Origin of the sequence: Promicromonospora iranensis (assembly GCF_028994775.1) — a bacterium.
Lineage (GTDB): Bacteria > Actinomycetota > Actinomycetes > Actinomycetales > Cellulomonadaceae > Promicromonospora > Promicromonospora iranensis_A.
Genome location: NZ_JAJQMN010000008.1, coordinates 229,499 through 255,607 on the forward strand (window position 1 = coordinate 229,499; position 26,109 = coordinate 255,607).

Consider the following 26,109-nt stretch of genomic DNA (forward strand, 5'->3'; position numbering starts at 1 on the left):
GGGGTCCGTGCAGACGCCCTCCGGTCACCCCGTCGAGTCCAGTTCCGCCAAGCGCCTCGTGGTGCTCGCCTCGGGTGGTGGGTCCAACCTCGCCGCCCTGCTCGCCGCCCATGGGGAGGCGTCGTACGGCGCACGCGTGGTCGGCGTCGTGTCGGACCGGCCGACGGCGGGTGCGCTCGACCTGGCGCGGGACGCCGGCGTGGCCTCCGCCGTCGTCGCGATGAAGGACTTCGACGACCGCGCGGCCTGGAACGACGGTGTGCTCGAAGCGGTCTCGGTCTTCCAGCCGGACTACCTGATCCTGGCGGGCTTCATGCGCATCCTCGCCCCGAGCGTCGTGCGGAAGTTCGAGGGCCGGATGATGAACACGCACCCGGCCCTCCTGCCCAGCTTTCCCGGCGCGCACCCCGTGCGGGACACGCTCGCCCACGGCGTCAAGATCACCGGCTGCACCGTGCACCTGGTCGACGACGGCGTGGACACCGGGCCGATCATCGCGCAGACGGCCGTGCCGGTCCTCGACGGGGACGACGAGCCCGCCCTGACCGAGCGGATCAAGGTCGCCGAGCGCGCGCTGCTCGTCGAGACCGTCGGCCGGATCGCCCGTGAGGGCCTGTACGTGGCGGGTCGGAAGGCCTCGATCGGCCGGTGACGCTCGGGAAGCACGCGGACGACCGGCTCGATACGGTGGTCGGGTCGATCCTCGGAAGATTCGCATTTCGGTGATGACTCCGATCGGGTGAGAAGCACTCCCACCGAAGGGCAGCACATGTCGGACGAGCACACCACGAGCACGAAGGACGCTCCCCCCGGGGCGACCGGCAGGCGCAAGCTGATCCCCGCGCCGGGGGTCTTCTACCCGGCGGCCGGCCTGCTGCTCGCGTTCGTGGTGATCACCGCGATCATCCCGGAGCAGATGGGCGACCTGATCGCCACGGCGAACGAAACCGTGGTGCAGGACCTGGGCTGGTACTACATCGGCCTGGTCGCGGCCTGCGTCTTCTTCGCCATCTGGATCGCGGTCTCGCCGATGGGCACCATCGTGCTCGGCAAGGACCCCAACGACGAGCCGGAGTTCAAGCTCGGCTCGTGGTTCGCCATGCTGTTCGCCGCCGGCATGGGCATCGGCCTGGTCTTCTGGGGCGTCGCCGAGCCGCTCAACCACTACAGCGTCACGCCCCCGGGAGCCAGCGCCGGCACACCGGCGGCCGCGGCCCGCTCGGCCATGGACGTCACGTTCCTGCACTGGGGCCTGCACGCCTGGGCCATCTACGTGGTCGTCGGCCTTGCCATCGCCTACTCGGTGCACCGCCTGGGCAATCCCGTCTCGATCCGCTGGGCGCTCAAGCCCTTGCTCGGCGACCGCGTCCAGGGTTTCTGGGGCGACGTCATCGACGTGATCGCGGTGCTGGGCACCCTGTTCGGCGTCGCGACGTCGCTCGGCCTGGGCGTGACCCAGATCGGTGCGGGGCTCGGCTATCTCGAGGTCATCGACGAGCCCACCACGTGGATGCTCGTCGCCCTGATCATCGTCATCACGGCGCTGGCCGTGACCTCGGTGGTCACGGGTGTGGACAAGGGCATCAAGTGGCTGTCCAACATCAACATGGGCCTCGCCGCGGCGATCCTGGTGTTCGTCCTGATCGCCGGCCCTACCGTGTTCATCCTGAGCGACTTCGTCACCCAGGTCGGCTCGTACCTGCAGAACTTCTTCATGCTCACCTTCAACGCCCGGCCGTTCCAGGAGGAGGGCGCGGCGTGGCTCGGTAGCTGGACCACGTTCTACTGGGGCTGGTGGATGAGCTGGGCGCCCTTCGTCGGTGTCTTCATCGCCCGCATCTCCAAGGGCCGCACGATCCGCCAGTTCGTGACCGGTGTGCTCCTCGTGCCCACCCTGGTGACCTTCCTCTGGTTCTCGGTGCTGGGCGGGAGCGCCCTGTACCAGGAGGTCTTCGGTGACGGCGGCCTGATCGCCGACGACGGAACCGTGAGCACGAACACCGCGCTGTTCCAGCTGTTCGACACGCTTCCCGGCGCGACGATCCTGAGCGTTCTCGGGATCACCCTGATCGTCATCTTCTTCGTCACGAGCTCGGACTCGGCGTCGTTCGTCGTGGACATGCTCTCCTCGGGCGGCGACCTTGACCCGCCCCGGTGGAGCCGCGCCTTCTGGGCCTCCGTCGAGGGTGCGGTCGCGGCGGTCCTGCTCGTCGTGGGCGCCCGGGCCGCAGCGGCCAATCCTGACGCGGGCATCGACCCGCTGAGCGCCTTGCAGACGATGGCGATCCTGCTCGCGCTGCCGTTCAGCGTCGTGCTGATCCTGCTGGCGGTGTCAACGGCCAAGGCACTCCTCAAGGAGCAGAAGGTCCGGTTGCAGAAGCAGCGCGAATGGTTCGCGGAGCGGGTGGCGGAACATATCGAGAACCGTTCGTAGCGGTTCGGATCTTCGTCGCGGTTCCGGACGGCGCTCAGCCCTCCGGGGCGGGGTCGCCCTGCAGGTCGCGCGGGCCGACGGCGAGGACGATCTGGTAGTACTTCCGCTCCGGGTCGTCGGGGTCGGCCCGCTTGGCTGCCCCGGTCCTGTCCCACCACTTCTCCAGCACAGCCGTGAGCTCGGCCGACATCTGCTCGGCCTCGTCGCGCGTGAGGAAGGCCGCGCCGGCGGCCCCCTCGTAGAAGTTCTCCTTCTCTCCTGGGACGTTCCGGTCACGCAGGAACATGTCGCGCAACCATCGCGTGTACGGGGCGATCGCACGCTCGGCACCTGCGATGTCGCGGTCGATCACGAACTGCTCCACCACGGGCCGCCACACCCGGTCGCGCTTGTCGCGGGCGAGCTCTGGTGCCTCCTCGATGAAGCGGTGCCGGGCGAGCACGCGCAGGTGGAAGCTGATCGAGTTCGCGGGCTCGCCGAGCGCCTTGGCGAGATCGGCGGCGCGCGCGTGCTCGCGGACGTTGAGCTCCACCAGGATCCGTTGCCGCAGCGGGTGCGCCATGGCGCGCAGGGTCTCCGGGTCGGTGATGTGGAGCGGTTCCTTCGAGGCCATCGCGTCAGGCTAACAAGGTCCCGCACCGACTAATGCGCAACTTTGATTGCGCACATATGATTGCGGAACATAGCCTGACGCGATGACGACGGAACGGGCGGCGGACGCGATCCGCGCGGCTGAGCGCGCTGCCGGGGGCGGTGCCGGCGCCTCGGCGCCACCGACGAGCCTCTGGCGGAACCGGCCGTACCGGTTGCTCCTGACCGGCGCGACGGCCGAGGACGTCGGCGACGCGATCGGTGCGCTCGCTGTTCCGCTGCTTGCCTATGCCGTCACCGGCTCCGTGGTGCAGGCGGGCCTGATCGCCTTTGTGGGGCGGCTCGGGTCGATGGTCATGGCACTGCCGGCCGGTGTGATCGTGGACCGGGTGGACCGGCGTCGGCTCATCATCGTCGGGGCTGCCGTGGCGGCGGCAGCGTGGCTCAGCGTGGTGCTCGCAGGGCTGGTGGACGGTCTGTCGGTCACCGGGCCGCACCTGGCCGGGGTGCTCTTCGTGTCCTCGGCGGTGGGCTCGCTGCTGGACCCGGCGGGGACTGCCGCCCTGCACGCCGTGGTGCCGAAGGAGCAGCTCGGTCAGGCCATGGCCGTGGCGCAGGGGCGGGACGCGGCAGCGACCCTGCTGTCCGGACCGGTCGGTGGGCTGCTCTACGGCATCAGCAGCGTGCTGCCGTTCCTGGTCTCGGCCGCGGGGCGGCTGGTGGTGGTCGTGACCACCTCCATGGTGCGGCGGCCGCTCAACGGCGATCTGGCGTCGGCACGGGCGGAGCACCCGCTCACGTCCCTGCGCGAGGGGCTCCGATTCGTGTTCGGCGTCCCGCTGTTCCGCAGCGTCCTCGGCCTGTTCATCCTGGTCAACGTGGTGGTCAACGGCATGATGATCGCCATCAACCTGCATCTCGTGCGGGACGGTACCGATCCGGCGCTCGTGGGGCTCGTCTACACGGCGGTCGGCGTGGGGGTCCTGGCTGGTTCGGTCCTTGCCGGACGCCTCATCCGGAGGGTTCGAGTGGGCGCCCTGACCGCGCTGGCCCTCGGGGCTTCGGCGGTCGCCGTCATCGCGATGGCTGTGTTCCCGACGTACTGGGGATTCGTCGCCGCGCTGACCGGGATGATGCTGTTCGCCCCGGCGCTCAACGCCGGGATGCTCTCCTACGTCACGGCGATCACACCGGGCAGCATGCAGGGCCGCATGTCCGCGACCCTCGGGCTGACCGGGCTGGTGGCGGGACCCGTCGCCCCGCTCGCGGGCAGCCTGCTGCTCGCGGAGCTCGGCATCGCCGCCGCGATGTGGGTGTTCGCCGCGTCCCTGATCGTCCTGTTCCTCGCGCTGTTCCTCGTGCGGCCTCTGTGGCGCGTCGGCCTCCCGGACACCTGGGCGGCCGACGTGATCGAGTGGCCGACGGCGACCCCGCCGTCGGCCACCTGAGGTGCGTCAGACCGCGGCCCAGCCGCCGTCCGAGGCGATGATCGCCCCGTTGAGGTTCACGGAGTCCTTCGACAGGAGGAAGGTGATGGAGGCGGCGAGCTCCTCCGCCGTCGCGAGGCTCAGGATGTTGATCTGGTGGGGACGCAGGACGGGGGCGCCGAACTCCGCCTGGCCCGGCACGGGGATGCCGGTGGCGACGCCGCCGGGTGCCACGGCGTTGGTCCGGATGCCGTGCTTCGCGTACATGACGGCGTTCGACTTGGTCAGGCCGACCACGGCGTGCTTGGAGGCCGTGTAGGCGACGCCGGCGGCCGAGCCGCGCAGGCCCGCCTCCGAGGCGACGTTGACGATGCGGCCCTCCTTCGCCGCCAGCATGCCAGGGACGACGGCGCGGGTGAGCCGCATCGTGCCCTCGAGGTTCACGCGCAGCACGCGTTCCCAGAGGGTGTCGGTGACCTCGTGGATCGCCGACATGTCGTCCATGATGCCGGCGACGTTGGCCAGCGCGTCCACCCGGTCGCCCGCGGCGTGGACCATGCGCTCGACGTCGGCCTGGTCGGAGATGTCGCCGGCGACCGGGACGATCTCGGCTCCGGCCGGCAGGTCGGTCAGCGTGGCTGCGAGCTCGTCCAGCTTCTCCGCGGAGATGTCCGCGGCGATGACCCGCCCGCCCTCGCGTGCGACCCGGGACGCGACGGCACGGCCGATGCCGGAGGCGGCGCCGGTGACGACGACCGTCTGGCCGGTGAAGCGGCCCGGTGTGATCTGCTCCGCCCAGCCGGTCGGCTGCACGCCCTCGGTGTCCGCCTGGGCGGCCTCGTCGGGAGCCGCCTCCCGGTAGGCGGCGATCAGGGCGTCGAGCGCCGCGGCCGGGAACTTGCCCCCCGACAGTGCCACCAGCTGCTCCAGCGGCAGGCTGCGGGCGGGCGCGAGCGAGTCAGGGGTCGCGCCGCCCTGGGCGAGGACGCCGGCGAGGATCTGGCCACCGACGGGGTGGTCGAGCCACTCGCCGACGGTGGAGTGAACGGTCAGTGCCATGGTGTGCTCCTCGGACGGAATAGATACCGGACAACACTGTCCGGTATCTAGGATAGGCCCATGACCGGTGTGCTTCGCGACCCCAGACGTGGCGACGTCCCACGCGTCCCCGCGCGCCGTGGGGGAGCGCCCAACCGCGGCCCGCGGGCCGCGGCGGGCAATCGCGCCGCGCTGCTGGCCGCGGCTCGCGAGGTCTTCGGGTCCGAGGGGACCGGTGCGCCGCTGAGCGCCGTCGCCAAGCGTGCGGGTGTCGGTCAGGGCAGCCTCTACCGGCACTTCCCGGAGCGGGTGGACCTCGTGGTGGCGGTCTTCGAGGAGCAGGTGGTCGCCGTCGAGGAGCTCGCGGAGGCCCCCGGCGTCGGGCTGCCCGACCTGCTCGGGCTGGTCACGCGGCACGCCGTCGACTCGGTGGGGTTCGTGGACCTGGTCAGGTCGGGCGTGCCCGACGGGCGGCTCCACGGCTTGGGCGAGCGGGTCACCACCGCGCTGGGGACCCGGCTGGAGGGCGCGGTGGCGGCGGGCGACGTCCCGCCCGGGACGACGTCGGACGACCTGCTGCTGGCCGTCTCGATGGTGGCCGGCGGGCTGTCCGGCGTCGGCGTGGCCGACCGGGTGTCGCGGGCGTCGCGGGCCTGGGAGCTGCTGGGGTTCGCGGTGCGGATCCCGGACGCACCGGCGTGACGGGTCGCCCTCCCGGGCCCGCCGGCCGCCTGCGGGCTAGGCGGTCCGCGCGAGCGCTCCGGTACGCCGGAACGCACTTGGGCTGACGCCGCGGACCCGCTTGAACGCCGCGCTGAAGGAGAACGCGTCGGAGTAGCCAACCAGCCGGGCGACCTCGGCGATCGTCGCTGTCTCCCGCTCGGTCAGCAGGTCTGCGGCGAGCGTCATGCGCCAGCGGGTGAGGTAGGTCAGCGGCGGTTCACCGACCAGGTCCGCGAACCGCTTGGCCAGCGTGGACCGCGACACGCCGGTGCGGCCGGCCAGCGTGGCGACCGACCAGGGGGCTGCCGGCTCGGCGTGCAGGAGACGCAGGGCGTCACCGACCACGGGGTCGCGCTGGGCGGCGTACCAGGCAGGGGCCTCGCCGCCGGCCCGGTCGAAGTACTCGCGCAGCGTGCAGACCAGCATCCAGTCCAGCAGTCGGTCGAGCACCACCTGCTGGCCCGGTGCGTCGATGGCGACCTCGGTCGCGAGGTGTTCCAGGATGGCGTCGCCGGCCCCGCCCGCGCCCACGCTCAGCACGACCGGGAGCGCGTCGAGCAGCCGGCGGCTGATCTCGCCGTCCACGGGATAGGCGCCGACGATCAGCGTCGTCGTGCCGTCGCCGCAGTCCGTCCAGCCGCGTCGGTACCGCGTGCCGCCCTGCTCGGGTGTCGTGCAGTGCTCGCCGCACGCGACCGGTTCGGCGGTGGTGCCGACCTCGTCGACGAACAGGAACGGAGCGGGGCCTCGCACGGCGACGGTCTCGCCGGCCCCGAGCCGTACCGGTGCCCGGCCCTCCGGCATGATCCAGCCGCCGCCCCCGATAACCGTGCACAGGGTCAGTGGCGCGCCGTCCACGAAGTCCAGCGCCCATGGCGGGGACAAGGTCGAGCTGCCGAACAACGAGCCGTGCGCCCGCATCCCGCGGAAGAGGTCACTGAGCGCGTCCATGCACAGAGGTTAGACGATCACACAGGTGATCCGGCTCCTTGCCTATGGATTCGTCCGGACAGATCCCGTTGAATCACTGTCATGACCCACAGCGCGAGCCTGACCCCCGAGGACCTCGAGTTCCTCGCCCGCCCCCTGCACGGATTCCTGTCCGTCGCGAGCGGGACGCAGCCACCCCAGCCCCGGCCCTTGTGGTTCGAGGCCACCGCGGAGGGCACCGTCCAGTTCTTCACGGAGCCTGGCTCGGTGAAGATGCGGCGGCTGGCCCGCGACCCACGTGCCTCGCTGGTCGTCGCCGCACCCGTGGGGGAGCGCGAACGCTGGATCTCCGTCGCCGGCCGCACCACCGTGGAGGCTGACGGGGTGTCCGACCTGGTCACCCGGCTCGCGGCCCGCTACTGGGACCTCGACGACCCGGCCCGGGCCAGAAGCCTCGCGGCGATCCTGGGCGGCGAGCTGGTCCGCGTCGTCATCCATCCGGAGACCGTGCACCGCTACGCGTACTGACGTCCGGCTAGACTGCCCGTGGCCGTGACTGGCGAGGGTGGGTCACCACCGGGGAGCGGCCGAGCGACCCGTGATGCGCGCCGCCCGCCTGGGTGCCAGGGTTTTCCGCGAAGCTACCTCCGAGGAGAACCGCCATGTCCGGCGCCCCGTCCACACCTGATGTCCAGCTCACCGACGACTCGCAGCGCCCCGTACGGCGTGCCCTGCTGAGCGTCTACGACAAGACCGGCCTGATCGAGCTCGCCACGGCGCTGCACGGCGCCGGGGTCGAGCTGGTCTCCACCGGCTCCACCGCGTCGCGGATCGCAGACGCCGGCATCCCCGTCACGCCCGTCGAGGACCTCACCGGGTTCCCGGAGTGCCTCGAGGGCCGGGTCAAGACCCTGCACCCGCGGGTGCATGCCGGCATCCTGGCCGACACCCGCAAGCAGGACCACCTGTCCCAGCTCGTGGAGCTCGAGATCCAGCCGTTCGAGCTGGTCGTCGTGAACCTCTACCCGTTCGCGGCCACCGTCGCGTCGGGTGCCGAGCCGGACGCCGTCGTCGAGCAGATCGACATCGGCGGCCCGTCCATGGTCCGCGCCGCGGCGAAGAACCACCCGTCGGTCGCCGTCGTCGTCGACCCGGAGGCCTACTCCGCCGTCGTCGACGCCGTCCGCGCGGGCGGGTTCACCTACGCGCAGCGCAAGGCGCTCGCCGCCGAGGCGTTCGTGCACACCGCGACGTACGACGTCGCCGTGGCCTCGTGGATGAGCAGCGTCGTGTCGCCCACGGACGAGGTGACGGTCGACGGCGAGCCGCGGCGCTCCGGCTTCCCCGCCTGGGTCGGCGGCACCTGGGACCGGTCGGACGTGCTCCGCTACGGCGAGAACCCGCACCAGCGCGCCGCCCTCTACACGCGTGGCGACGGGGCAGCGGGCCTGGCCCAGGCCGAGCAACTGCACGGCAAGGCCATGAGTTACAACAACTACGTCGACGCCGACGCCGCATGGCGGGCCGCCTGGGACCACGAGGGACCCGCCGTGGCGATCATCAAGCACGCCAACCCGTGCGGCATCGCCGTCGGCGCCGACATCGCCGAGGCGCACGCCAGGGCCCACGCGACCGACCCGGTCAGCGCGTACGGCGGCGTGATCGCGGCCAACGGCGTGATCACGGCGGCCGCGGCGCAGCAGATCGCCCCGGTGTTCACCGAGGTCGTCGTGGCACCCGGCTTCGAGCCGGAGGCGCTCGAGATCCTGCGGGCCAAGAAGAACATCCGGCTGCTGGTCGTCCCCGAGGCGCCGTCGGCCGCCGTCGAGACCCGGCCGATCTCGGGCGGGCTGCTCATGCAGGCGACCGACCGGTTCCAGGCCGACGGCGACGCCCCGGAGAACTGGACCCTGGCGACCGGCGAGGCCGCGTCCCCCGAGGTCCTCGCCGACCTCGTCTTCGCGTGGAAGGCCGTGCGGGCCGCCAAGTCGAACGCGATCCTCCTGGCCAAGGACGGCGCGGCGGTCGGCATCGGCATGGGCCAGGTGAACCGGGTGGACTCGTGCCGGCTCTCGGTGGAGCGCGCCAACACCCTGGCCGACGGCGCCGAGCGGGCACGGGGCGCCGTGGCGGCGTCGGACGCCTTCTTCCCGTTCGCGGACGGCCTGCAGGTGCTGCTCGACGCCGGGGTGGCCGCCGTCGTGCAGCCGGGCGGCTCGATCCGCGACGAAGAGGTCATCAAGGCCGCCGAGGCGGCCGGCATCACGATGTACCTGACGGGCACCCGCCACTTCGCCCACTGACGTCGGCCGCTGTCGGCCGCCCCGCGGTCGTCGTCCGCCCCCGTCATCGCCCCCCACTTCGAGGTCTAAGTTCCTCCGTTCTGAACCGTTTCAGAACGGAGAAACTTAGACCTCGAAGGAGACGGCCGCAGAGCTCAAAGGAGGCGGCCACGGCCGGCCGGCGGGGTGCCGAGGATGGCTGGCCGGCCGTCGTCGGTGTAGGTCCCGGCCGACCAGCCGGCCTGGCGGAGCAGCGCGGACAGCGTCGTGACCATGCGGGAGCGGAGGTCCTTGGCCGTGAAGCGAAGGAGCTTCGAGCCACCGGCCGACACCAGCGAGTTCTGCCTGCTCCGGTCGCGGTAGACGGCCTCGGGCGCGCTGTGCACCTCGGCCCCGTCGATCTCGACGAGGAGCCAGCTCCCGTCAGGAAGGTGCCAGGCGAGGTCGATCCGGCCGAGGAGGTTGCCGTTCGCGTCCAGGACGACGAGCTGGAGGGTGTCGGGCGGGATCCCGGCATCGAGGCAGGCCAGCCGTGCCACGGACTCGAGCGGCGACTCCGCACGACCGTCCGCCAGGCGCCACCAGGGATGTGTCGCCTCGACGTCCCGGTGTCCGCGTGCGAGCTCGTGCGCGCGGGCAAGGTCGTCGGCAGTGGCCTTCCGGGTGCGCAGCAGATCGTCCATCACGGCGACCGCGTCGTCCCGCCGCATCTGCACGATGCCGCGCGCGAGCGCATGCGTGACGGTGGCGATCCGGAACGTGTCGCCGAACGTCACCGTGACCATGGCGCTGATCTTGCGGAACACGATGCCGTCCCGCGGCGGCCGCCACTTTCCGTCCGGAGCGACCACCTCGGGCCGAACGGTGCGCGGAAGGCCTTTGACCTCGTGCAACGCGAGAGCGCCGATGCCGATCGCCGTCGAGCCGGGGCCGCCCGCCAGGAGGCCGAGCCACGCGGGACGTCGGCGAAGGTGATCCAGAACGTCTGCGCGTGACCTCTGCTCAGGAGGAACCAGGTCGGTGTCGAACACACCGTGTGTGACGCGGGTCAGGCGGCACTGGCGAACCAGCCGGTACCGCCACGAGGCGTCCACGCCCATCGCGTCGAGCTGGGCGGAGGAGACCAGTCCTTCCTGCCCGGACGCGATGACATCCAGCTGCGCGGGCAGAGGCTTGAGCGGTCGCATGCCCCAATATCAACATGCAACCCACATCAAAAACGCCGGACAGCTAGCAGGCCTGTGGACAACCAACCACGCTCGGCCTCTTCGAGGTCTAACTTTCTCCGTTCTGAATCGGTTCAGAGCGGAGAAAGTTAGACCTCGAAGGGGGTGGGGTGGTGCCTGTCAGATGACGGCATCCTTGAGCTTGATCGACGGGTCCAGGGCGCGCTCCAGGTCCAGCTCCAGCGGCACGCCCCGGTTCATCAGCTTGCGCACCTGCCCCACCTCACGGGGCGAGTCGACCAGCAGCACCGCCCGGGCGGTCGCGATCCGGTGGCCGTCCGTGGTACGGCGGGGATGCCGGTCCAGCGCGTTCTCCAGGTAGAGCACCGCCCAGCCGCCCGACGCCGCGGGGTCGCCCCGCAGCACCACCTCGTCGAACGGGGACGGGGCGCCGAACAGCGCCAGGGCGTGCCCCAGCTGCTGCGAGAAGACGTACGGCGCGTGCGTCGGTATCGAGGCGAGCCCGAGCCGCGACCGGACGTGCTCCGGCTCGGCGGCACGCTCGTCGAGGCCGAGCAGCGCCCGGACGGTGACGTCGGGATCGTGCAGGGCCGCCGACCAGTGCCCGCCGGGCACCGGGCCGAACACCGGATGTTCCCGTGTCGCGATGTCGCCCACCGCCCACACGCGGCGCAGCGCGTCGAGGTGCAGCCCGCCCGCCGGGTCCGTGGGGGACCGCAGCCCCATGAACCGGCCCGCGCGGTTGACTCGCAGCCCGCCGCTCGACTCGCGGGGCAACGAGCCGGCCAGCCAGCCCGACGCCGGCCGCGCGCCGACGGCCGCCAGGACCACGTCGGCCTCGAGCACCCGCCCGTCGGCCAGCGTCACGCGCGCGCCGTCCTGGGCACCCTCCTGCAGCCTGGGCAGCACCTGGTCGACGGCGACGCCCGTGACCAGGGTGACACCGGCGGCGTCGTACCAGGGGGCGAGCAGGGCACCCACGCGTCGGCCGAGCTGCCGCTCCAGCGGTACCGGCCCCGCCTCGACGACCGTGACGCGCGCGCCGGCGCCCGCGGCGACGCCGGCGACCTCGGCCCCGATCCAGCCTGCGCCCACCACGACGAGCCGCATGCCGGGGACGAGGGCCGCACGCAGCCGCTCCGCGTCCGCTGCCGTGTGCAGGGTGACGGCGGCGTCCCAGCCCTCCGGCCGCACCGGCTCGCTGCCGACGGCGAGCACGACCGCGTCGGCCACCACGTCGTCGCCGGACGCCGTCCGCACCACCACGCGTTCCCGGTCCACCTCGAGGCGGACCGCCGGGTCGGCGAGCCGGAGGTCGTCGGTGAGGGCGGCGAGGTCGATACCGAGGTCGTCGGCGAGCCAGAGCGGCTCGGTGCGCTTGAGCAGCTCCTTGGACAGCGGAGGCCGGTCGTAGGGCGGCAGGCCCTCCGCGCCGAGCAGCGTCACGCGTCCGTCGAAACCGTGCTTTCGCAACGCCGCGGCGGTTTGCGCACCGGCCAGTCCCGCACCCACGATGACGACGCTGCTGAGGATCTGTGCTGAAGGCGTGGGCATGGATCTCACGGTAGCTCGCAAGCCGCCAACCTGGGAACGCGCTGGTATTCAGGTTGCAAGCAGGTCACGGCTCTGCAGAATCGCGACGTTTCGGTTGTACCCTCGTGCCGTGGATCTCAGTGAGACGCGGACTGCCTCCGGCGCACCGGGTGGCGCTACGACGCTCCTCGAGCCGGTCACCGCCGGAACGGCTACGCTCGAACCCACCGGAGAGGCACGTCTGACCACGGCCACCACGACGACCAGCCAGGAGCTCGACCGCAGTGAGACATTCAGCGGCGAGGACTCCGACATGACATCCGAGCCGCAACGGAGCAACCTCGCGATCTGGCTGGTGCTGCTCGGTGTCGCCCTGTCGGTGCTGCTCGGCATGACCGCCGGGGCCCGCGCGGGCGCGATCGGCATCGGTGTGGTCCTCGTGGTCTGCGCGATCTTCCGCGCGGTGCTCGACAGCCCGGTCGGGCTCGTCATCCGCACGCGGACCGTCGACATCGTGCTGTACGGCGCGACCGCCGTGCTGATCGGTGTCCTCGCCGTGGCGACACCCAGCATCTGACCGGCAGCATCTGACCGGCAGCATCTGACCGGCAGCATCTGACCGGCAACGTCTGACGCCTGCGGCGGCCGCGCCCGGTGGCGGTCACTGGACGTCGGCCGCCGTCCGAGTCGACGGCCGACAGGTCAGCGGTCCGCGCCCTTGAGCGAACCCGTGACCGGGTTCTCCGACTCGACGACGCAGAGGATGCGTCGGTCACCCTCGGCCCAGCTCTGCTCCGACGGCGCGATCGGCCAGTACAGCAGCTCCGACCTGGCCCACCGCATGCCGACGAACTTGGTGAACTCCGGGTAGCAGTACGCGTCCGCGGCGTCCCACAGCGCCTGCTGCGTGGGTGCCTGCCCGTTCCTCGCGAGGTTGTCCGGCGCCGTCGTCTCGGCGTAGATCTCGCCGCCGTGCGCGGTGGTGCAGGGCACCACCGGTATCCGGTACAGCGTGGTCTGGCCCGACGTCGCGGACGTGTCGAAGCAGTCGCCCACGGCCAGGTCGGGGATCTCGGCCCCGGCCGTCGCCGTCGTGTCCGACGACGGGGTCTGTTCGCCGGACGGCTCCGCCTCGTCGCCGGCCTCGGGCGTCGGGCGCTGCGCCGGGTCGTCCACGGGGGCCTCCGCGTACGGGTCCGAGGCGTAGGGGTCGGATTCGTAGGGATCGGCGGTCGCGGAGGGATCGCCGATCGGAGTGGCGGGCGACGTGGGCGCGGCGAGGCCGGCGCCGTCGTCGGGCAGGGTGATGCCGAGCGGGCCCGCCAGGGCCGGTGGGACGAACGAACGTGCCGCCGACACGAAGCCCTGGGGGAGCGACGACGCGTAGGTGGGTGCGACCGCGATGCCGACCGCCAGCCCGACGATACCGACCACGCCGACCGTGACGGCCCCCAGGGCGAAGTCGAGGGCGCGGACGGAGGACTTCTTCGCGCGGCGGGCGTTCCCCGTGCCGTTCGCCTCGGCGGTGCGCATCGAGAGCACGAGCGCGGGGATCGCGAGCGGCCAGAAGAGCAGGAACGCGGCCACCACCCAGCCCACCCGGGTCGGGTACGGGCCGGTGGGCTGCTCGTCGAGGTCGTCGAGGTCGTCGAGGTCGTCGAGGTCGTCGGGGTCCCCGGGGTCGTCGTCGGAGTCGGCCGCCTGCTCGACGGACACCGCGATGGCAGGATCTGCGGGGTCCGGGCCGTCCGCGTCGTCCGCAGGGCTCTCGGGGGCCGCGTCGTCCGTGGGGTCCGCGGCGTCGTCTGCCGCTTCGGCCGTCCCGGGCTTCGTAGCCGGTTCCGGCTCGTCACCGGGTGTCTGCTTCGTGTCGGCCATGATCCGGGATCGTAGTGCCGGGAAGCGGCAGCCCGGCAAACGGCGGCTGATCGGCGCACGGTCTCCGCGAACGGGACACAGAGCACGCACGACGCCGGGGCCGCACCTCCTGTACGAAGGTGCGACCCCGGCGTCGAGCAGGTGCTGCGGTGGATCAGGCCTTGTCGTCGGCCTTCTTCTCGGGCTCAGGCGTGGCCGTCACGTCGGCTGCCTCGGCCTCGGGGGTTTCCTCCACGGTGACGACCTCCGTCTCCTCGACCACGACGAAGTCGTCCTCGTCGTCCTCGTCGAGCTCGAGCTCGTCGGCCTCCTCGACGTCGCTCGAGGCGAACGCGCGGTAGAAGAGAGCGGCCAGGGCGGCACCGACGAGCGGGGCGACCCAGAACAGCCAGAGCTGGCCCCACTCGTTCGCGAAGAGCGCGGCGGCGGTGGAACGGGCCGGGTTCATGCCGGAGTTCGTGATGAACCACGAGATCATCGTCAGTGCCGCGATGGCGCTACCGACGGCGGCCGGGCCGTAACCGATGACCGAGCGGCGGCGGTCGTAGGCGCCGAGGTACACGCCGACGAGCACCGCGGAGATGATGACCTCGACCAGAAGGGCCGGGAACCAGTCGAACTGGGCCCCGCCCTGGGTCTGCAGGTAGAGCGGGGAGTTCTCCCCGAAGCCGTTCACGGCGGAGCCGAAGACGGACGGGATGTTCACGATCTCGGGGTTCTGACCCTTGAGCAGGTCGACGAGCGCCGTGGGGAACGTCGCGAACAGCACCCCGGCGGCGAGGATGGCGCCGACGAGCTGCGCACCCCAGTAGGCGAACATGTCGCGCACCGAGATGCGGCCACCGAGCCAGGCGCCCAGCGAGATCGCAGGGTTGAAGTGCGCACCCGAGACGCGGCCGACGGCAGCGGCGCCCGCGATGTAGGCAAAGGCACCGGCGAGCGCGACGCCGAGGCCTCCGACGGAGTTCAGCGGGCTGTAGACGAGCACTCCCACGATCACGAGCGTCAGCAGGAAGGTGCCGAAGGTCTCGGCGAGCAGGCGGGAGAGCAGGCTCGGAGACCGCTCCTCGACCTCGGTGACGCCGCGGGTCGCGGCGAGGTCCTGGGACATGAAGACAGATCCTTTCAGTGGCGCACCCGTACGGTGCGCGTCATGGCGGCGTGCGTGCGATGTCGCGCACATCCTGCCATTACCTGGCTGGGCAAAACCTGTATGGACGCAGGTATTTTCTTCACCGTACGCCCGCTCACCTCGATGGCGCCGTCCGGGACCGGTATCGGGCGGTCGGCACCGCGGCACGCGGATGTTGCGTGGGGGCTGGGCGAGCCGGGCCGGTCGGTGCAAGAGTGGGGCCATGACTGAACCCGTGAATGTCACCGTCACCGGAGCCGCTGGCCAGATCGGGTACGCGCTCCTCTTCCGCATAGCCGCGGGCGAGATGCTCGGCGCGGACACGCCAGTACGGCTCCGCCTGCTCGAGATCCCCCAGGCCGTCGCCGCCGCGGAAGGCACGGCGATGGAGCTCGACGACTGCGCCTTCCCGACCCTGGCCGGCGTCGAGATCTTCGACGACCCGGTCAAGGCCTTCGACGGGGTCAACGTGGCGCTCCTCGTCGGCGCCCGACCGCGCGGCGCGGGCATGGAGCGCGCCGACCTGCTGGAGGCCAACGGCGGCATCTTCGGCCCGCAGGGCCGCGCCATCAACGAGGGCGCCGCCGCCGACGTCCGGGTGCTCGTGGTCGGCAACCCCGCGAACACCAACGCGCTCATCGCGGCGACGAACGCGCCGGACGTCCCGGCCACGCGGTTCACCGCGATGACCCGCCTGGACCACAACCGCGCGCTCTCGCAGGTGGCCGCCAAGACGGGAACCCCCGTCGCGGACATCAAGAAGCTCACGATCTGGGGCAACCACTCCGCCTCGCAGTACCCCGACCTGTTCCACGCTGAGGTGGGCGGACGGCCCGGCGCCGAGATCGCCGCGGACACGAGCTGGCTCACCGACGACTTCATCCCGACGGTGGCCAAGCGGGGCGCGGCGATCATCCAGGCACGCGGGGCCTCGTCGGCGGCGTCGGCGGCGAACGCGGCGATCGCGCACGTCCGCGACTGGACGCTCGGCACGCCCGAGGGCGACTGGACGTCGGCGGGCCTGTGGTCCTCCGGCGAGTACGGAGTCCCTGAGGGGATCGTCTCCTCGTTCCCCGTGACCTCGGACGGCACCGGCGAGTGGAAGGTCGTCGAGGGCCTGGAGATCGACGAGTTCTCCCGCGCCAGGATCGACGCGAGCGTCGCCGAGCTGACCGAGGAGCGTGACGCCGTCCGCTCGCTGGGCCTCATCTGACCCGCTCCCGCCCGGGCCGGGACGAGACGCTCGGGCGGGCCTTCGGGTGGTTCTGGGCCGGCGAGGCCGTCTCCGAGCTGGGCACGTACGTCACGGGCATCGCACTGCAGGTGCTGGTGCTGGTCACCCTCGGCGCGAGCGCGACCGAGCTCGGCGTGGTGAACGCGGCGCGCTGGGTCCCGTACCTCGTGCTCGGCCTGGTGCTGGGCGCAGTGGTCGACCGCTGGAGACGCCGGCCGCTGCTCATCACCACCGACCTGGTCCGTGGGCTCCTGCTCGGGTCCGTGCCGCTGCTGTGGTGGGCCGGGGTGCTGAACATCCCAGTGCTCGTGGGGTTCATGGTGGTGCTCGGGCTGGCGTCGCTGCTCAACGACGCCGCGTCGCAGTCTTTCCTGCCCCGCCTCGTGCCGCGCGTCGCTCTGGTCCGGGCGAACGCCCGCCTGGACCAGACCGGCGCGGTCGCGCAGGCCTCCGGGCCGGCGATCGGCGGCGCGCTCACGACGGCGCTGGGCGCTCCGCTCGCCGTGCTCGTCGACGCGGTGACCTATCTGTTCGCCGCGTTCGCGGTGTGGCGCGCGAACGTGCCCGAGCCGGGCACCAACCGCGACATCGAGAGGGCCTGCGGCGGCGGTGTGCGGATCGGCGCCCGGCGACTGCTCGGCGACATCCGCGAGGGCATGCGCTGGGTGTACCGGCACACGATGCTCGCGCCCCTGGCGCTGGCGACGCACGGCTGGTTCCTCTGCAACGGCATCGTGACCACCGTGCTCGCCCCGTTCGCGCTGGTGGGGCTGGGCCTCTCGGCGTTCCAGCTGGGGCTGGCGCTCGCGGCGGCGGGCGTGGCCGGGCTGGCGGGTGCCCTGCTCTCCGAGCGGGCCGGCCGGATCTGGGGAGCGGGCCCGACCGTCGTCGTCGCGCAGGCGGCCATGGCGCCGGCGTGGGCGATCATCGCGCTCGCGCCGTCGGGCGGAGCGGGTGCGTCGGCGACCTGGCTCACGGTGGCGACCATCGCCGTCGGCCAAGGGCTGTACGGGCTGGGGATGGGGCTCGAGAACGCGAACTCGATGGGCTATCGCCAGGCGGTGACACCCGACCGCCTCCAGGCGCGGACGAACACGACCATCCGGAGCATGAACCGCGCGATGCTGGTCATCGGCGCACCGGCGGGCGGGCTGCTCGCCGACCACCTCGGTTACCGGCCGGCATTGTGGCTGGGCGTGGCCGGGTTCACGCTTGTGGCGGTGCTGCTCGGGATCTCGCGATTCAGGACCGCGCGGCACCCTCAGGTATCTTGATATCGAGAGATCGGCACATTCCAACACCCGGGGAGTCAGCCACACCCATGTCCAAGATCATCTATACCCACACGGACGAGGCCCCGCTTCTGGCGACGTACTCGTTCCTGCCGATCGTCTCGGCGTACGCGGCGAAGGCCGGTGTGGACGTCGAGACCCGCGACATCTCGCTCGCCGGCCGGATCATCGCGCAGTTCCCCGAGCGGCTCACGGACGAGCAGCGCCAGCCGGACGCGCTCGCCGAGCTCGGTGAGATGGCGCACGACCCGTCCGCCAACATCATCAAGCTGCCCAACATCTCGGCGTCGCTGCCGCAGCTGAAGGCCGCCATCGCCGAGCTCCAGGGCCTCGGTTACGACCTGCCGGACTTCCCCGAGAGCGTCGGGACCGACGCCGAGAAGGACGCGCGCGAGCGGTACGGCCGGGTCATGGGCTCCGCCGTCAACCCGGTGCTGCGGCAGGGAAACTCCGACCGCCGCGCGCCGGCGTCGGTCAAGAACTACGCGAAGGCGCACCCGCACCGCATGGGGGCGTGGACGCCCGAGTCGAAGACCAACGTCGCGACCATGGGCCACGACGACTTCTTCTCCAACGAGAAGTCGGCGGTCATGGAGGCCGACGACACCCTGCGCATCGAGCACGTCGCCGCTGACGGCACGGTGACCGTGCTCAAGGAGTCGCTGCCCGTCCTCGCCGGCGAGGTGGTGGACGCCACCTTCATCGACGGCGCCGCGCTGGACACGTTCCTCCTCGAGTCGATCGAACGGGCCAAGGCCGAGGGCGTGCTGTTCTCCGTGCACCTCAAGGCGACGATGATGAAGGTCTCCGACCCGATCATCTTCGGTCACGTCGTACGGGCCTTCTTCAAGCCGGTCTTCGAGAAGTACGGCCAGGACCTGGCCGCGGCCGGGCTGTCGGCGAACGACGGCCTGGGCGGCATCTTCGCCGGGCTCGAGTCCCTGCCGAACGGCGCCGAGATCCGTGCCGCGTTCGACGCCGCGCTGGCCGACGGCCCGAAGATGGCGATGGTGAACTCCGACAAGGGCATCACCAACCTGCACGTGCCGTCCGACGTCATCGTCGACGCCTCGATGCCCGCCATGATCCGCATCGGCGGCCACATGTGGGGTCCGGACGGCGAGGAGGCCGACACGCTGGCCGTGATCCCCGACTCGTCCTACGCCGGGGTCTACCAGACCGTCATCGACGACTGCCGCGCCAACGGCGCCCTCGACCCCGCCACGATGGGTTCCGTCCCGAACGTGGGCCTCATGGCGCAGGCCGCCGAGGAGTACGGCTCGCACGACAAGACGTTCGAGATCGCCGCCGACGGCACCGTCCGCATCGTCAACGGCGCGGGTGACGTCGTCATGGAGCACGCCGTCCGCGTGGGCGACGTCTGGCGCGCCTGCCAGACCAAGGACGCCCCGATCCGCGACTGGATCAAGCTGGCCGTCACCCGGGCCCGTGCCTCGAAGACGCCGGCCGTGTTCTGGCTCAACTCGCGCCGTGCGCACGACGCCAACCTGATCAAGAAGATCGAGCAGTACCTGCCGGAGCACGACACCGAGGGCCTCGAGATCCTCATCATGGACCCGGCGGAGGCCACGGCGTACTCGCTGGCGCGCATCCGCCAGGGCCTGGACACGATCTCGGTGACCGGCAACGTGCTGCGCGACTACAACACCGACCTGTTCCCGATCCTCGAGGTCGGCACGTCGGCGAAGATGCTCTCGATCGTGCCGCTGATGAACGGTGGTGGCCTGTTCGAGACCGGCGCCGGTGGCTCCGCGCCGAAGCACGTGCAGCAGCTCGTCGAGGAGGACTACCTGCGCTGGGACTCGCTCGGTGAGTTCTTCGCGCTGGCCGCGTCCTTCGAGCACCTCGCGAGCAGCGAGGGCAACGCCCGCGCCCAGGTCCTCGCCGACACGCTCGACCGTGCCACCGGGACGTTCCTGGGTGAGGACCGCTCCCCGGGCCGCAAGCTCGGCACCATCGACAACCGTGGTTCGCACTTCTACCTCGCCCTGTACTGGGCGCAGGAGCTGGCCACGCAGTCCGACGACGTCGAGCTCGCCGCGACGTTCAAGCCCCTCGCCGAGTCGCTGGTCGCCGGCGAGGAGGCGATCGTGGCGGAGCTGCTCGAGGTCCAGGGCAAGCCGGCCGACATCGGCGGGTACTACCGCCCCGACGAGGCCAAGGTCAACGCGGTGATGCGCCCGAGCAGGACGTTCAACGAGGCGCTCGCCTCCCTCTGACCCTGCCACGCCCGTTGGTCGAGCTTGTCGCTACCCCTCCAGGTCTCGACAAGCTCGACCAACGGGCGGCTTGATCTCCGTCGCCCTGCGGAAAAAGAGGCGGGGAGTGTCGGTGTCTGGACGTAGCCTCAGGAAACGATGATCGACGCTCCGCACACCCCAGATACCACTCCCTCGGCCGAGGGGTCGCCTCGTCCTGCGTCCGCCCTGACGGCCGACCCGACCCGCCGGCTCGACTGGCGGCGGCTGCGTGGTCCGGCTGCGGTCATCGCCCTGCTCGCCCTCACCGCGGGTGCCGTGGGCCAGGCGCTCGGTACCGTCGCGGCCGGGCAGCTGGCGGCGGACGCGACCGTCGTCGGGCTCGTGCTGCTCGCCGTGTGCGTGGTGGGCGGTGCGCTGTTCGACGGCGCCGGGCAGGTCGTTTGGGCCAGCGTCGTGGACCGGGCCGAGGGCAAGTTGCGGAGCGACCTGCTCAGCGCCGCGCTGCGCCAGCCGCTCGCGACGCTGTCCGAGCAGGCGGTGGGTGAGGTGCTCGACCGGGTCGACGACGACACGCACGCGGTCGGCACCCTCGTACGCCGTCAGCTCTGGGGCGCAGGCCGCACGGTGGTCGGTGTGGTTCCCATGTGGATCATCGCGGGTGTCACCTGGTGGCCTGCCTGGTTTCTGTTCCCCGTGCTGGGCGGCATCGTCGCCCTGCTGACCCGGCCGCTGCTCGGTGAGATCTCGCGGCGCAAGGTGATCGAGGAGGCGGCGTGGACCGACCACGCCGCGGCCTTCGAGGAGGCCGTCGCCGCCCGCAACGACCTGCGGACCAGCCTGGGCCAGGCGTTCGCCGTGCGGCGGGTCGCGCAGCTCTCGGCGGTCGTGCACAGCAAGTTCAAGGACGTGGTGCGGGTCGAGGAGACGCTGCTGCGGCGTGCCGGTCTGGTGATGTACGCGCTGCTGGCCGGGACCGCCGTGGTCTGCGCGGTCGTCGCCTCCGGCGGCGGTCTGTCGGTGGACCAGCTGGTCACGCTGTTCCTGATCACCGCGATGTTCGTGGGCCAGATGGACAACCTGGTGCACCACCTGCCGGACATCCAGGAGGGCCTCGGCGCGGTGCTGCGCATCCGGCAGATGCTGGCGGTCGAGCCGGAGCCCGACGGCGGGGACGACCTGCCGGACGGGCGGCTCGGGCTCGAGGTGCGGGACCTGACCTTCGCCTATGCCGAGGGCACGTTCGCCCTGAGGGGCGTGGACCTGTCCGTACCCGCCGGGCAGACGATCGCGCTCGTGGGCCGCACGGGCTCCGGCAAGTCGACGCTGGCGGCACTGATGTCCCGTGCCGTGGAGCCGGAACCCGGTTCGGTCTTCCTGGGCGGGGCCGACGTGCGAGACCTGGACCTGCAGAAGCTGCGCGGCGCCGTGGGCGTCGTCACGCAGCGCACCGAGATCATCGCGGGGACGCTCGCGGAGAACATCGCGCTGTTCGCCGACGTGCCGAGAGCCGGCATCGAGGGTGCGGTGCGCGAGCTCGGCCTGACCGACTGGGTGGCGGGCATGCCGGACGGCCTGGAGACCCTGCTCGGGCCGGGCGGCACCACGCTGTCCGCCGGCGAGGAGCAGCTCGTCGCGTTCGCGCGGCTCCTCGTGCGGGACGTGCAGCTCGTGGTCCTCGACGAGGCGACCGCGCGCATGGACCCGCTCACCGAGGCTCGCGTCGTGGCGGCATCGGACCGGCTGCTCACCGGGCGTACCGGTGTGCTCATCGCGCACCGGCTCGGCACGATCGAGCGAGCGGACCTGGTCGCGGTGCTCGACCACGGCCGTGTGGTGCAGCAGGGCCGGCGCGCCGAGCTCGCTCGCGTGCGCGGTCCGTTCCGCACGCTGCTCGAGGCAGGCGCGAGCGACGGGTCGCTGGACGCGGCCCCGGCCGGTGCCCAGGCCGACGATGCGGCCGACGCCGCGGCCGAGACACGGGCCCAGGCGGTCGCCGCGCCCGACAGCGCGACCACGGAGCCTGACCCGGCGACGGTCGAGCCCGACCTTGCGACCGCGGCCGAGCCCGACGCCGTCGGCGGCCGCCGACGGGCCGGGACACCGCCGGACCTGCCCGAGCCGGGCACCGGCCCGAGCCTCGCGCGGGGCGTGCTCCACGCGCTGTTCATCCGCCCCAAATGGGGCCTGTTCGGGGCGCTCCTGTTCCTCCTGGCGAGCCTCGTCGCGGCCCAGGGTGCGCTCACCGGGTTCCTGTGGGGTCGCACCGTCGAGCAGGTCGGCACCGGCGAGCTGCCGGTGGACCTGCTGGTCGCGCTCGCCGTGCTGCTGCTGATGCAGCCGCTGTTCATCTCGCGTGCGCTGGGTGTGTACCCGCGCTGGTGGGTCGAGGTGCTGCTGCGGATCCGGATGTCGGTCATGCACGGGCAGACCCGGCAGTACCGGCTCCCGGCCACGCCGCCCGGCGAGGTGGTGGCCCGGTCCATGGATGCCGACCGGTTCGTGCGGTACGCGGACCGCTGGGTCGACTTCGTCAACGGCCTCGCGATCGTCGCGGTCACGGCGCTGATCAGCGGCACCTGGACCGCGGGCGCCGTCCTGCTGGCGGTCATGGTGGTGTCGGCGCTGGCCTCGGCCATCGGTCGGCCGATCGCGGGCCGGTCCGCCGCCGGTTCCTCGGCGGCACGCGCACGGTTCGGCCGCGCCCTGGTCTCTGCTCTCGACTCCGCGCGCACGGTCAAGCTGGCCGCGCGCACCCCCGACGTGCGCAGGCACCTCGGCGTGGTCGACGCGGGTCGCGTGAAGGCGGCGATCTTCGAGCACCGGGTGCAGGCCGTGCTCGACTCCGTGCCGCTGGTCACCCTGTACGTGGGCGTCGTGGCCGCGTGGTCGTTCTACCTCACCGACCGGTGGGACCTGGCCACGACGCTGCTCGTGGCGAGCGCCGTGATGGGCTTTGCCTGGTTCGGTGTCGTGGCGGGTGCGGTGGTGACCGAGGCGCCCGGTACCCGGGCCTGGCAGGTGGCGACGGCGCGCTTCGCCGGCGGCGCCGACCTCGTGTCCCGGCAGCACGGTGTGGACCTGGTGACGGGCACAGCGCCCGCCCCCGAGCCCACCCGCCGCGAGCCCCTGGACCGCCTGGAGCTCCGCAACCTGACGGCCGTGCACGACGACGGCACGATCGGTGTCTCGGACGTCGACCTCGAGATCCGGCGCGGCGAGCTGGTGCTGCTCCTGGGTCAGGTCGGTTCGGGCAAGTCGTCGCTGCTGTCCGCGCTGGCCGGGCTCATGGAACACAACGGCGAGGTCCTGTGGAACGGCACGGAGGTGACCGACGCCCAGGCGTTCCTGCGCCCGGGCCAGGTCGCGCACGTGGCCCAGGTGCCACGTGTACTGTCCGGCACGTTCTCGGACAACGTCCGGCTCGACCACGCGCGCGACATCGTGGGTCCCGTCCAGGGCGCACGGCTGTCGCAGGACATGGAGGAGGCCGGTGGCCCCCACGCGCTCGTGGGACACCGCGGCGTGCGGCTGTCCGGCGGGCAGGTGCAGCGGCTCGCGCTCGCGCGGGCGCTCGCGGCGGACACCGAGCTGCTCCTCGCTGACGACGTCTCGAGCGCTCTCGACGCCTCGACCGAGATCGAGCTGTGGACCGCCCTGCGCGAGCGGGGCACCACGGTGGTCGGCGCGACGTCGAAGCGCGCGGCGCTCGCCCGCGCCGACCGCGTCGTCGTGCTGGTGGACGGCAAGGTGGCCGACGTCGGGCCGTGGTCGGGTCTTGCGTCACGGTGGAGCCATCTCGCGGGCTGATCGGCTCACACCGATGAGTTCGCCGCGCGCCCGGGGTCGGAGACGAGTAGAACCGCAGCACCGACTCTCAGGGAGACCGTCATGGCCAAGCTCAGCTCCAGCATGTTCATCTCGCTCGACGGCGTCGTCGAGGTAGGGGACGGGGAGTGGCACTTTCCGTACTTCGACGGACCCATGGGCGACGCCGTCACCCGGACGCATGCCGCCCCGCGCATGCTCTTCGGACGGGTGACGTACGAGAGCTTCGCGGGCGCCTGGCCGGAGCGGGAGCTGGCCGGCGAGGACGATGCCCAGATGGCGAAGGACCTGGGTGACAAGCGCAAGTACGTCCTGTCCCGTTCGCCGCTGGAGTTCACCTGGCGCAACTCCGAGCAGCTCACCGGCGACCTCGTCGAGGCGGTGACGGCGCTCAAGCAGGAAGAGGGCGACATCTTCCTGTCGGGGTCGCCGTCGGTGGTGCGCCAGCTCCTGCAGCACGGTCTGCTGGACGAGCTCAACCTGTTCGTCCACCCGGTGCTCGTCGGGAAGGGTCAGCGGCTCCTTCCCGACGGTCCGACGACCCACCTGAAGCTGGTGTCGACGGAGACCTTCCCCAAGGGCGTGCAGCTCATGGTGTTCGGGCCGACGGAGGGCGCGCCCGCCGAGACGGCCTACGAGGAGGTCCGGGAGCACATCGCCCAGGACTGACCTGGACCGCCGGGCACGGTGCCCGCCCCTGGCGGTGAGGCACTGGCCGCCCGGCGGCGGCTCAGTCCAGGTGCCTGAGCTCCGGCCACAGCGCGGCCCAGCCGCCCACCGGTTCGCGGCATACCAGGACAGACGCGCCCTGCTCCTCGTTGTCGACGCCGACACCGTTGTCGAGTTGCCCCTGGACCGTGCACTCCGTGAACCGGTCACTCCAGGCGCCGGGAGCCTCGGTCACGACCAGGGCGACAGTCGCCGAGCCCGGCGGCGGCCCGTACTCCCACAGCTCGTTGTGCCCGGAGTACACCGGGGGCAGCCCGAGCGCGGGGCCGAACCGGTCCACCGCACCGGCCTCGCCGTAGTTCTGCGTCAGCACCACCGCCCGTTCCCGGTCGTGGACGGGTAGCGCCGCGTGCACGTCGGCGATCTGCCGCACGTACTCCGGCCAGCCGACAGCGTCCTGGGCAGAGGCGTTGATATCCGCGACCGCGGTGTCGCCCAGGTCCTCGACGGGTACCAACGGCAGGCTGATGACCAGGCACGCCGCCGCGTTCACCAGCACGACCGCCACGACGGCCGCCCGCCGCCACGTCGTCCGGGCCCAGGCCGCTACGGGCACGCAGCCGGCGGCGAACAGCACCGACAGCAGGCCCGTGGCGTAGTACGTCTGCGAACCGGCCGCATAGGTGAACGCCAGCAGCACCGGGTACGCGACCACCAGGAACCGCAGGGTCGGCAGACGGCGCCACACCCAGACCAGCCCCACCAGCCACACGACCGCCAGCGGGGGACCGAGCGTGAGCAGCTGGAACAGCCACATCTCGGCCCGTACGTCGGCGGCGTTGTTCTCACCGAGCGCCGCGCCCATCGCGAGCTGCGGCCACCCGTTCGTGGCCTGGTAGACGAGGTTCGGCAGGCCCACCAGCAGCGCGACGCCCGCGCCGGCCCACGGCCAGAGGGTCGCGAGCGGCCAGCGGACTGCGGTGCGCGGTCCGTCCGCGCCAGCTGAGGCACCCACACCACCCGGAGTGCCCGGCCCGCGGAGCGCCCGCCATGGCCACGCGACCAGCAGTCCGAGCACGATGGCGCCGACCAGCGCCGCCACCAGCAGCTTGTTGTACATGGCGATGCCCGTGACCAGCCCGGCGGCGAACCACCAGCGCGGGTCCCGCAGGACGGCCCGGATCACGCACAGCAGCACCGCCGGCCAGACGACCAGGTCCAGGCTCGCGGTGAGGAACGTGTGCCCGAACGCCAGGGGGATCGCAGCCGTCCCGTAACCCCAGGCGGCCAGGGCCTGCGCGCCGGTGCGCCCGCCCAGCTCGCGTGCGACGAGCGCGATCACGACTATCGCGGCCAGGTGCGCCAGCGTGGCGGGAACCCGCATGACCAGCAGCGTGTCTCCGAACAGATCGGCGAAGGTCCGCGCCAGCCACGGCGTGAGGGGCGGCTGGTCCACGTATCCCCAGGCCGGGTCGAGCATGCGGAAGTACAGCTCGTCCCGGTGGTACCCGTACCGGGTGCTGACGGCGGTCAGCAGTACACCGAGCGCCAGCACGGCGGCGCCGAGAGGGCCCCAGGCGACGGCGGGCAGGGCATCGGCGGGACGCGCCGACGACAGTGAGCCAGGGCCGGGTGGTGCGGGTGCGACCGCCATGGCCGGAACGTACCGGGCGCCCGCCGCGATGCGCCAGGGCGGGTGCGGTTGAATTTGC

The 26,109-nt window shown here is 71.9% G+C and carries 20 protein-coding genes and 1 riboswitch; of the genes, 12 read left to right on the top strand and 8 right to left on the bottom strand.

The features are described 5' to 3' along the window. The first annotated feature begins 7 nt into the window (after positions 1 to 7). Together purN and LUU90_RS16815 are read left to right on the top strand one after the other, a co-directional pair. Positions 8 to 652 (top strand): phosphoribosylglycinamide formyltransferase, encoded by a 645-nt coding sequence (gene purN, locus LUU90_RS16810; RefSeq protein WP_275004742.1) that lies wholly within the window; start codon positions 8 to 10, stop codon positions 650 to 652. A gap of 117 nt (positions 653 to 769) precedes the next feature. Then, complete coding sequence (locus tag LUU90_RS16815) at positions 770 to 2,434, top strand: BCCT family transporter (RefSeq protein WP_275004743.1); 1,665 nt, start codon at positions 770 to 772, stop codon at positions 2,432 to 2,434. Between the two features lie 34 nt (positions 2,435 to 2,468). Here LUU90_RS16815 and LUU90_RS16820 read toward each other — a convergent pair whose 3' ends face one another. Next, a complete protein-coding gene (locus tag LUU90_RS16820) occupies positions 2,469 to 3,047 on the bottom strand; it encodes a winged helix-turn-helix domain-containing protein (RefSeq protein ID WP_275004744.1) in 579 nt (192 codons plus the stop codon). A gap of 82 nt (positions 3,048 to 3,129) precedes the next feature. Here LUU90_RS16820 and LUU90_RS16825 point away from each other — a divergent pair, with 82 nt between their 5' ends. Further along, positions 3,130 to 4,473 (top strand): MFS transporter, encoded by a 1,344-nt coding sequence (locus tag LUU90_RS16825; RefSeq protein ID WP_275004745.1) that lies wholly within the window; start codon positions 3,130 to 3,132, stop codon positions 4,471 to 4,473. A gap of 6 nt (positions 4,474 to 4,479) precedes the next feature. On the opposite strand, the gene LUU90_RS16830 is transcribed toward LUU90_RS16825, so the two are convergent. Further along, positions 4,480 to 5,511 carry an SDR family NAD(P)-dependent oxidoreductase gene (locus tag LUU90_RS16830; protein WP_275004746.1) on the bottom strand — a complete coding sequence of 344 codons (1,032 nt, stop codon included), beginning with the start codon at positions 5,509 to 5,511 and terminating at the stop codon, positions 4,480 to 4,482. A gap of 60 nt (positions 5,512 to 5,571) precedes the next feature. Here LUU90_RS16830 and LUU90_RS16835 point away from each other — a divergent pair, with 60 nt between their 5' ends. Beyond that, a complete protein-coding gene (locus LUU90_RS16835; RefSeq protein WP_275004748.1) occupies positions 5,572 to 6,192 on the top strand; it encodes a TetR/AcrR family transcriptional regulator in 621 nt (206 codons plus the stop codon). Between the two features lie 36 nt (positions 6,193 to 6,228). On the opposite strand, the gene LUU90_RS16840 is transcribed toward LUU90_RS16835, so the two are convergent. Further along, positions 6,229 to 7,164 (bottom strand): AraC family transcriptional regulator, encoded by a 936-nt coding sequence (locus LUU90_RS16840; RefSeq protein ID WP_275004750.1) that lies wholly within the window; start codon positions 7,162 to 7,164, stop codon positions 6,229 to 6,231. An 81-nt stretch (positions 7,165 to 7,245) separates the two neighbouring features. On the opposite strand from LUU90_RS16840, the gene LUU90_RS16845 reads away from it, so the two are divergent. Both LUU90_RS16845 and purH read left to right on the top strand, forming a co-directional pair. Continuing rightward, the gene (locus LUU90_RS16845) at positions 7,246 to 7,671 is read left to right on the top strand and encodes a pyridoxamine 5'-phosphate oxidase family protein (RefSeq protein ID WP_275004751.1); all 426 of its coding nucleotides are present in this window, start codon (positions 7,246 to 7,248) and stop codon (positions 7,669 to 7,671) included. 14 nt (positions 7,672 to 7,685) lie between these two features. Beyond that, positions 7,686 to 7,772: riboswitch (ZMP/ZTP riboswitch) on the top strand. A 33-nt stretch (positions 7,773 to 7,805) separates the two neighbouring features. Beyond that, the gene (gene purH / locus LUU90_RS16850; protein WP_275004753.1) at positions 7,806 to 9,446 is read left to right on the top strand and encodes a bifunctional phosphoribosylaminoimidazolecarboxamide formyltransferase/IMP cyclohydrolase; all 1,641 of its coding nucleotides are present in this window, start codon (positions 7,806 to 7,808) and stop codon (positions 9,444 to 9,446) included. A gap of 134 nt (positions 9,447 to 9,580) precedes the next feature. Here the strand turns inward: purH and LUU90_RS16855 are convergent, their stop codons facing one another. Next, on the bottom strand, positions 9,581 to 10,612 hold the full coding sequence (locus tag LUU90_RS16855) for a hypothetical protein (RefSeq protein ID WP_275004755.1): 1,032 nt from the start codon (positions 10,610 to 10,612) through the stop codon (positions 9,581 to 9,583). A gap of 159 nt (positions 10,613 to 10,771) precedes the next feature. After that, positions 10,772 to 12,166: an NAD(P)/FAD-dependent oxidoreductase gene (locus tag LUU90_RS16860; protein WP_275004756.1), complete on the bottom strand. Its 1,395-nt coding sequence runs from the start codon at positions 12,164 to 12,166 to the stop codon at positions 10,772 to 10,774. Between the two features lie 109 nt (positions 12,167 to 12,275). Here LUU90_RS16860 and LUU90_RS16865 point away from each other — a divergent pair, with 109 nt between their 5' ends. After that, a complete protein-coding gene (locus tag LUU90_RS16865) occupies positions 12,276 to 12,722 on the top strand; it encodes a DUF3017 domain-containing protein (protein WP_275004757.1) in 447 nt (148 codons plus the stop codon). Between the two features lie 125 nt (positions 12,723 to 12,847). Here LUU90_RS16865 and LUU90_RS16870 read toward each other — a convergent pair whose 3' ends face one another. Together LUU90_RS16870 and LUU90_RS16875 are read right to left on the bottom strand one after the other, a co-directional pair. Next, positions 12,848 to 14,023, bottom strand: coding sequence for a septum formation family protein (locus LUU90_RS16870; protein WP_275004758.1), 1,176 nt, complete (start codon positions 14,021 to 14,023; stop codon positions 12,848 to 12,850). 154 nt (positions 14,024 to 14,177) lie between these two features. Beyond that, positions 14,178 to 15,134, bottom strand: a complete 957-nt coding sequence (locus tag LUU90_RS16875) for an MIP/aquaporin family protein (RefSeq protein WP_275004759.1) — start codon at positions 15,132 to 15,134, stop codon at positions 14,178 to 14,180. A 244-nt stretch (positions 15,135 to 15,378) separates the two neighbouring features. On the opposite strand from LUU90_RS16875, the gene LUU90_RS16880 reads away from it, so the two are divergent. The 5 genes from LUU90_RS16880 to LUU90_RS16900 all read left to right on the top strand — a co-directional run bounded on the left by LUU90_RS16880 (position 15,379) and on the right by LUU90_RS16900 (position 24,397). Next, positions 15,379 to 16,368 (top strand): malate dehydrogenase, encoded by a 990-nt coding sequence (locus LUU90_RS16880; protein ID WP_275004761.1) that lies wholly within the window; start codon positions 15,379 to 15,381, stop codon positions 16,366 to 16,368. After that, on the top strand, positions 16,365 to 17,663 hold the full coding sequence (locus LUU90_RS16885) for an MFS transporter (protein ID WP_275004876.1): 1,299 nt from the start codon (positions 16,365 to 16,367) through the stop codon (positions 17,661 to 17,663). The genes LUU90_RS16880 and LUU90_RS16885 overlap by 4 nt, the downstream gene beginning before the upstream one ends. Positions 17,664 to 17,710: 47 nt before the next feature. Continuing rightward, positions 17,711 to 19,921 carry an NADP-dependent isocitrate dehydrogenase gene (locus LUU90_RS16890; protein WP_275004762.1) on the top strand — a complete coding sequence of 737 codons (2,211 nt, stop codon included), beginning with the start codon at positions 17,711 to 17,713 and terminating at the stop codon, positions 19,919 to 19,921. Positions 19,922 to 20,059: 138 nt separating this feature from the next. After that, entirely contained in the window at positions 20,060 to 23,710 is a 3,651-nt protein-coding gene (locus tag LUU90_RS16895; RefSeq protein ID WP_275004763.1) for an ATP-binding cassette domain-containing protein, read from the top strand. A gap of 81 nt (positions 23,711 to 23,791) precedes the next feature. Beyond that, entirely contained in the window at positions 23,792 to 24,397 is a 606-nt protein-coding gene (locus LUU90_RS16900) for a dihydrofolate reductase family protein (protein ID WP_275004764.1), read from the top strand. A 61-nt stretch (positions 24,398 to 24,458) separates the two neighbouring features. On the opposite strand, the gene LUU90_RS16905 is transcribed toward LUU90_RS16900, so the two are convergent. Then, entirely contained in the window at positions 24,459 to 26,051 is a 1,593-nt protein-coding gene (locus LUU90_RS16905; RefSeq protein ID WP_275004765.1) for a glycosyltransferase family 39 protein, read from the bottom strand. Positions 26,052 to 26,109: the final 58 nt, after the last annotated feature.

Bases quoted from the DNA above. Each gene is read 5' to 3' on its own strand.
- LUU90_RS16900 (WP_275004764.1), top strand. From the start codon at position 23,792: ATGGCCAAGCTCAGCTCCAGCATGTTCATCTCGCTCGACGGCGTCGTC.
- LUU90_RS16870 (WP_275004758.1), bottom strand. From the start codon at position 14,023: ATGGCCGACACGAAGCAGACACCCGGTGACGAGCCGGAACCGGCTACG.
- LUU90_RS16835 (WP_275004748.1), top strand. From the start codon at position 5,572: ATGACCGGTGTGCTTCGCGACCCCAGACGTGGCGACGTCCCACGCGTC.
- LUU90_RS16875 (WP_275004759.1), bottom strand. From the start codon at position 15,134: ATGTCCCAGGACCTCGCCGCGACCCGCGGCGTCACCGAGGTCGAGGAG.
- LUU90_RS16860 (WP_275004756.1), bottom strand. From the start codon at position 12,166: ATGCCCACGCCTTCAGCACAGATCCTCAGCAGCGTCGTCATCGTGGGT.
- LUU90_RS16905 (WP_275004765.1), bottom strand. From the start codon at position 26,051: ATGGCGGTCGCACCCGCACCACCCGGCCCTGGCTCACTGTCGTCGGCG.
- LUU90_RS16830 (WP_275004746.1), bottom strand. From the start codon at position 5,511: ATGGCACTGACCGTTCACTCCACCGTCGGCGAGTGGCTCGACCACCCC.
- purH (WP_275004753.1), top strand. From the start codon at position 7,806: ATGTCCGGCGCCCCGTCCACACCTGATGTCCAGCTCACCGACGACTCG.
- LUU90_RS16880 (WP_275004761.1), top strand. From the start codon at position 15,379: ATGACTGAACCCGTGAATGTCACCGTCACCGGAGCCGCTGGCCAGATC.
- LUU90_RS16845 (WP_275004751.1), top strand. From the start codon at position 7,246: ATGACCCACAGCGCGAGCCTGACCCCCGAGGACCTCGAGTTCCTCGCC.
- LUU90_RS16895 (WP_275004763.1), top strand. From the start codon at position 20,060: ATGATCGACGCTCCGCACACCCCAGATACCACTCCCTCGGCCGAGGGG.
- LUU90_RS16890 (WP_275004762.1), top strand. From the start codon at position 17,711: ATGTCCAAGATCATCTATACCCACACGGACGAGGCCCCGCTTCTGGCG.
- LUU90_RS16855 (WP_275004755.1), bottom strand. From the start codon at position 10,612: ATGCGACCGCTCAAGCCTCTGCCCGCGCAGCTGGATGTCATCGCGTCC.
- LUU90_RS16820 (WP_275004744.1), bottom strand. From the start codon at position 3,047: ATGGCCTCGAAGGAACCGCTCCACATCACCGACCCGGAGACCCTGCGC.
- LUU90_RS16840 (WP_275004750.1), bottom strand. From the start codon at position 7,164: ATGGACGCGCTCAGTGACCTCTTCCGCGGGATGCGGGCGCACGGCTCG.
- LUU90_RS16815 (WP_275004743.1), top strand. From the start codon at position 770: ATGTCGGACGAGCACACCACGAGCACGAAGGACGCTCCCCCCGGGGCG.
- LUU90_RS16825 (WP_275004745.1), top strand. From the start codon at position 3,130: ATGACGACGGAACGGGCGGCGGACGCGATCCGCGCGGCTGAGCGCGCT.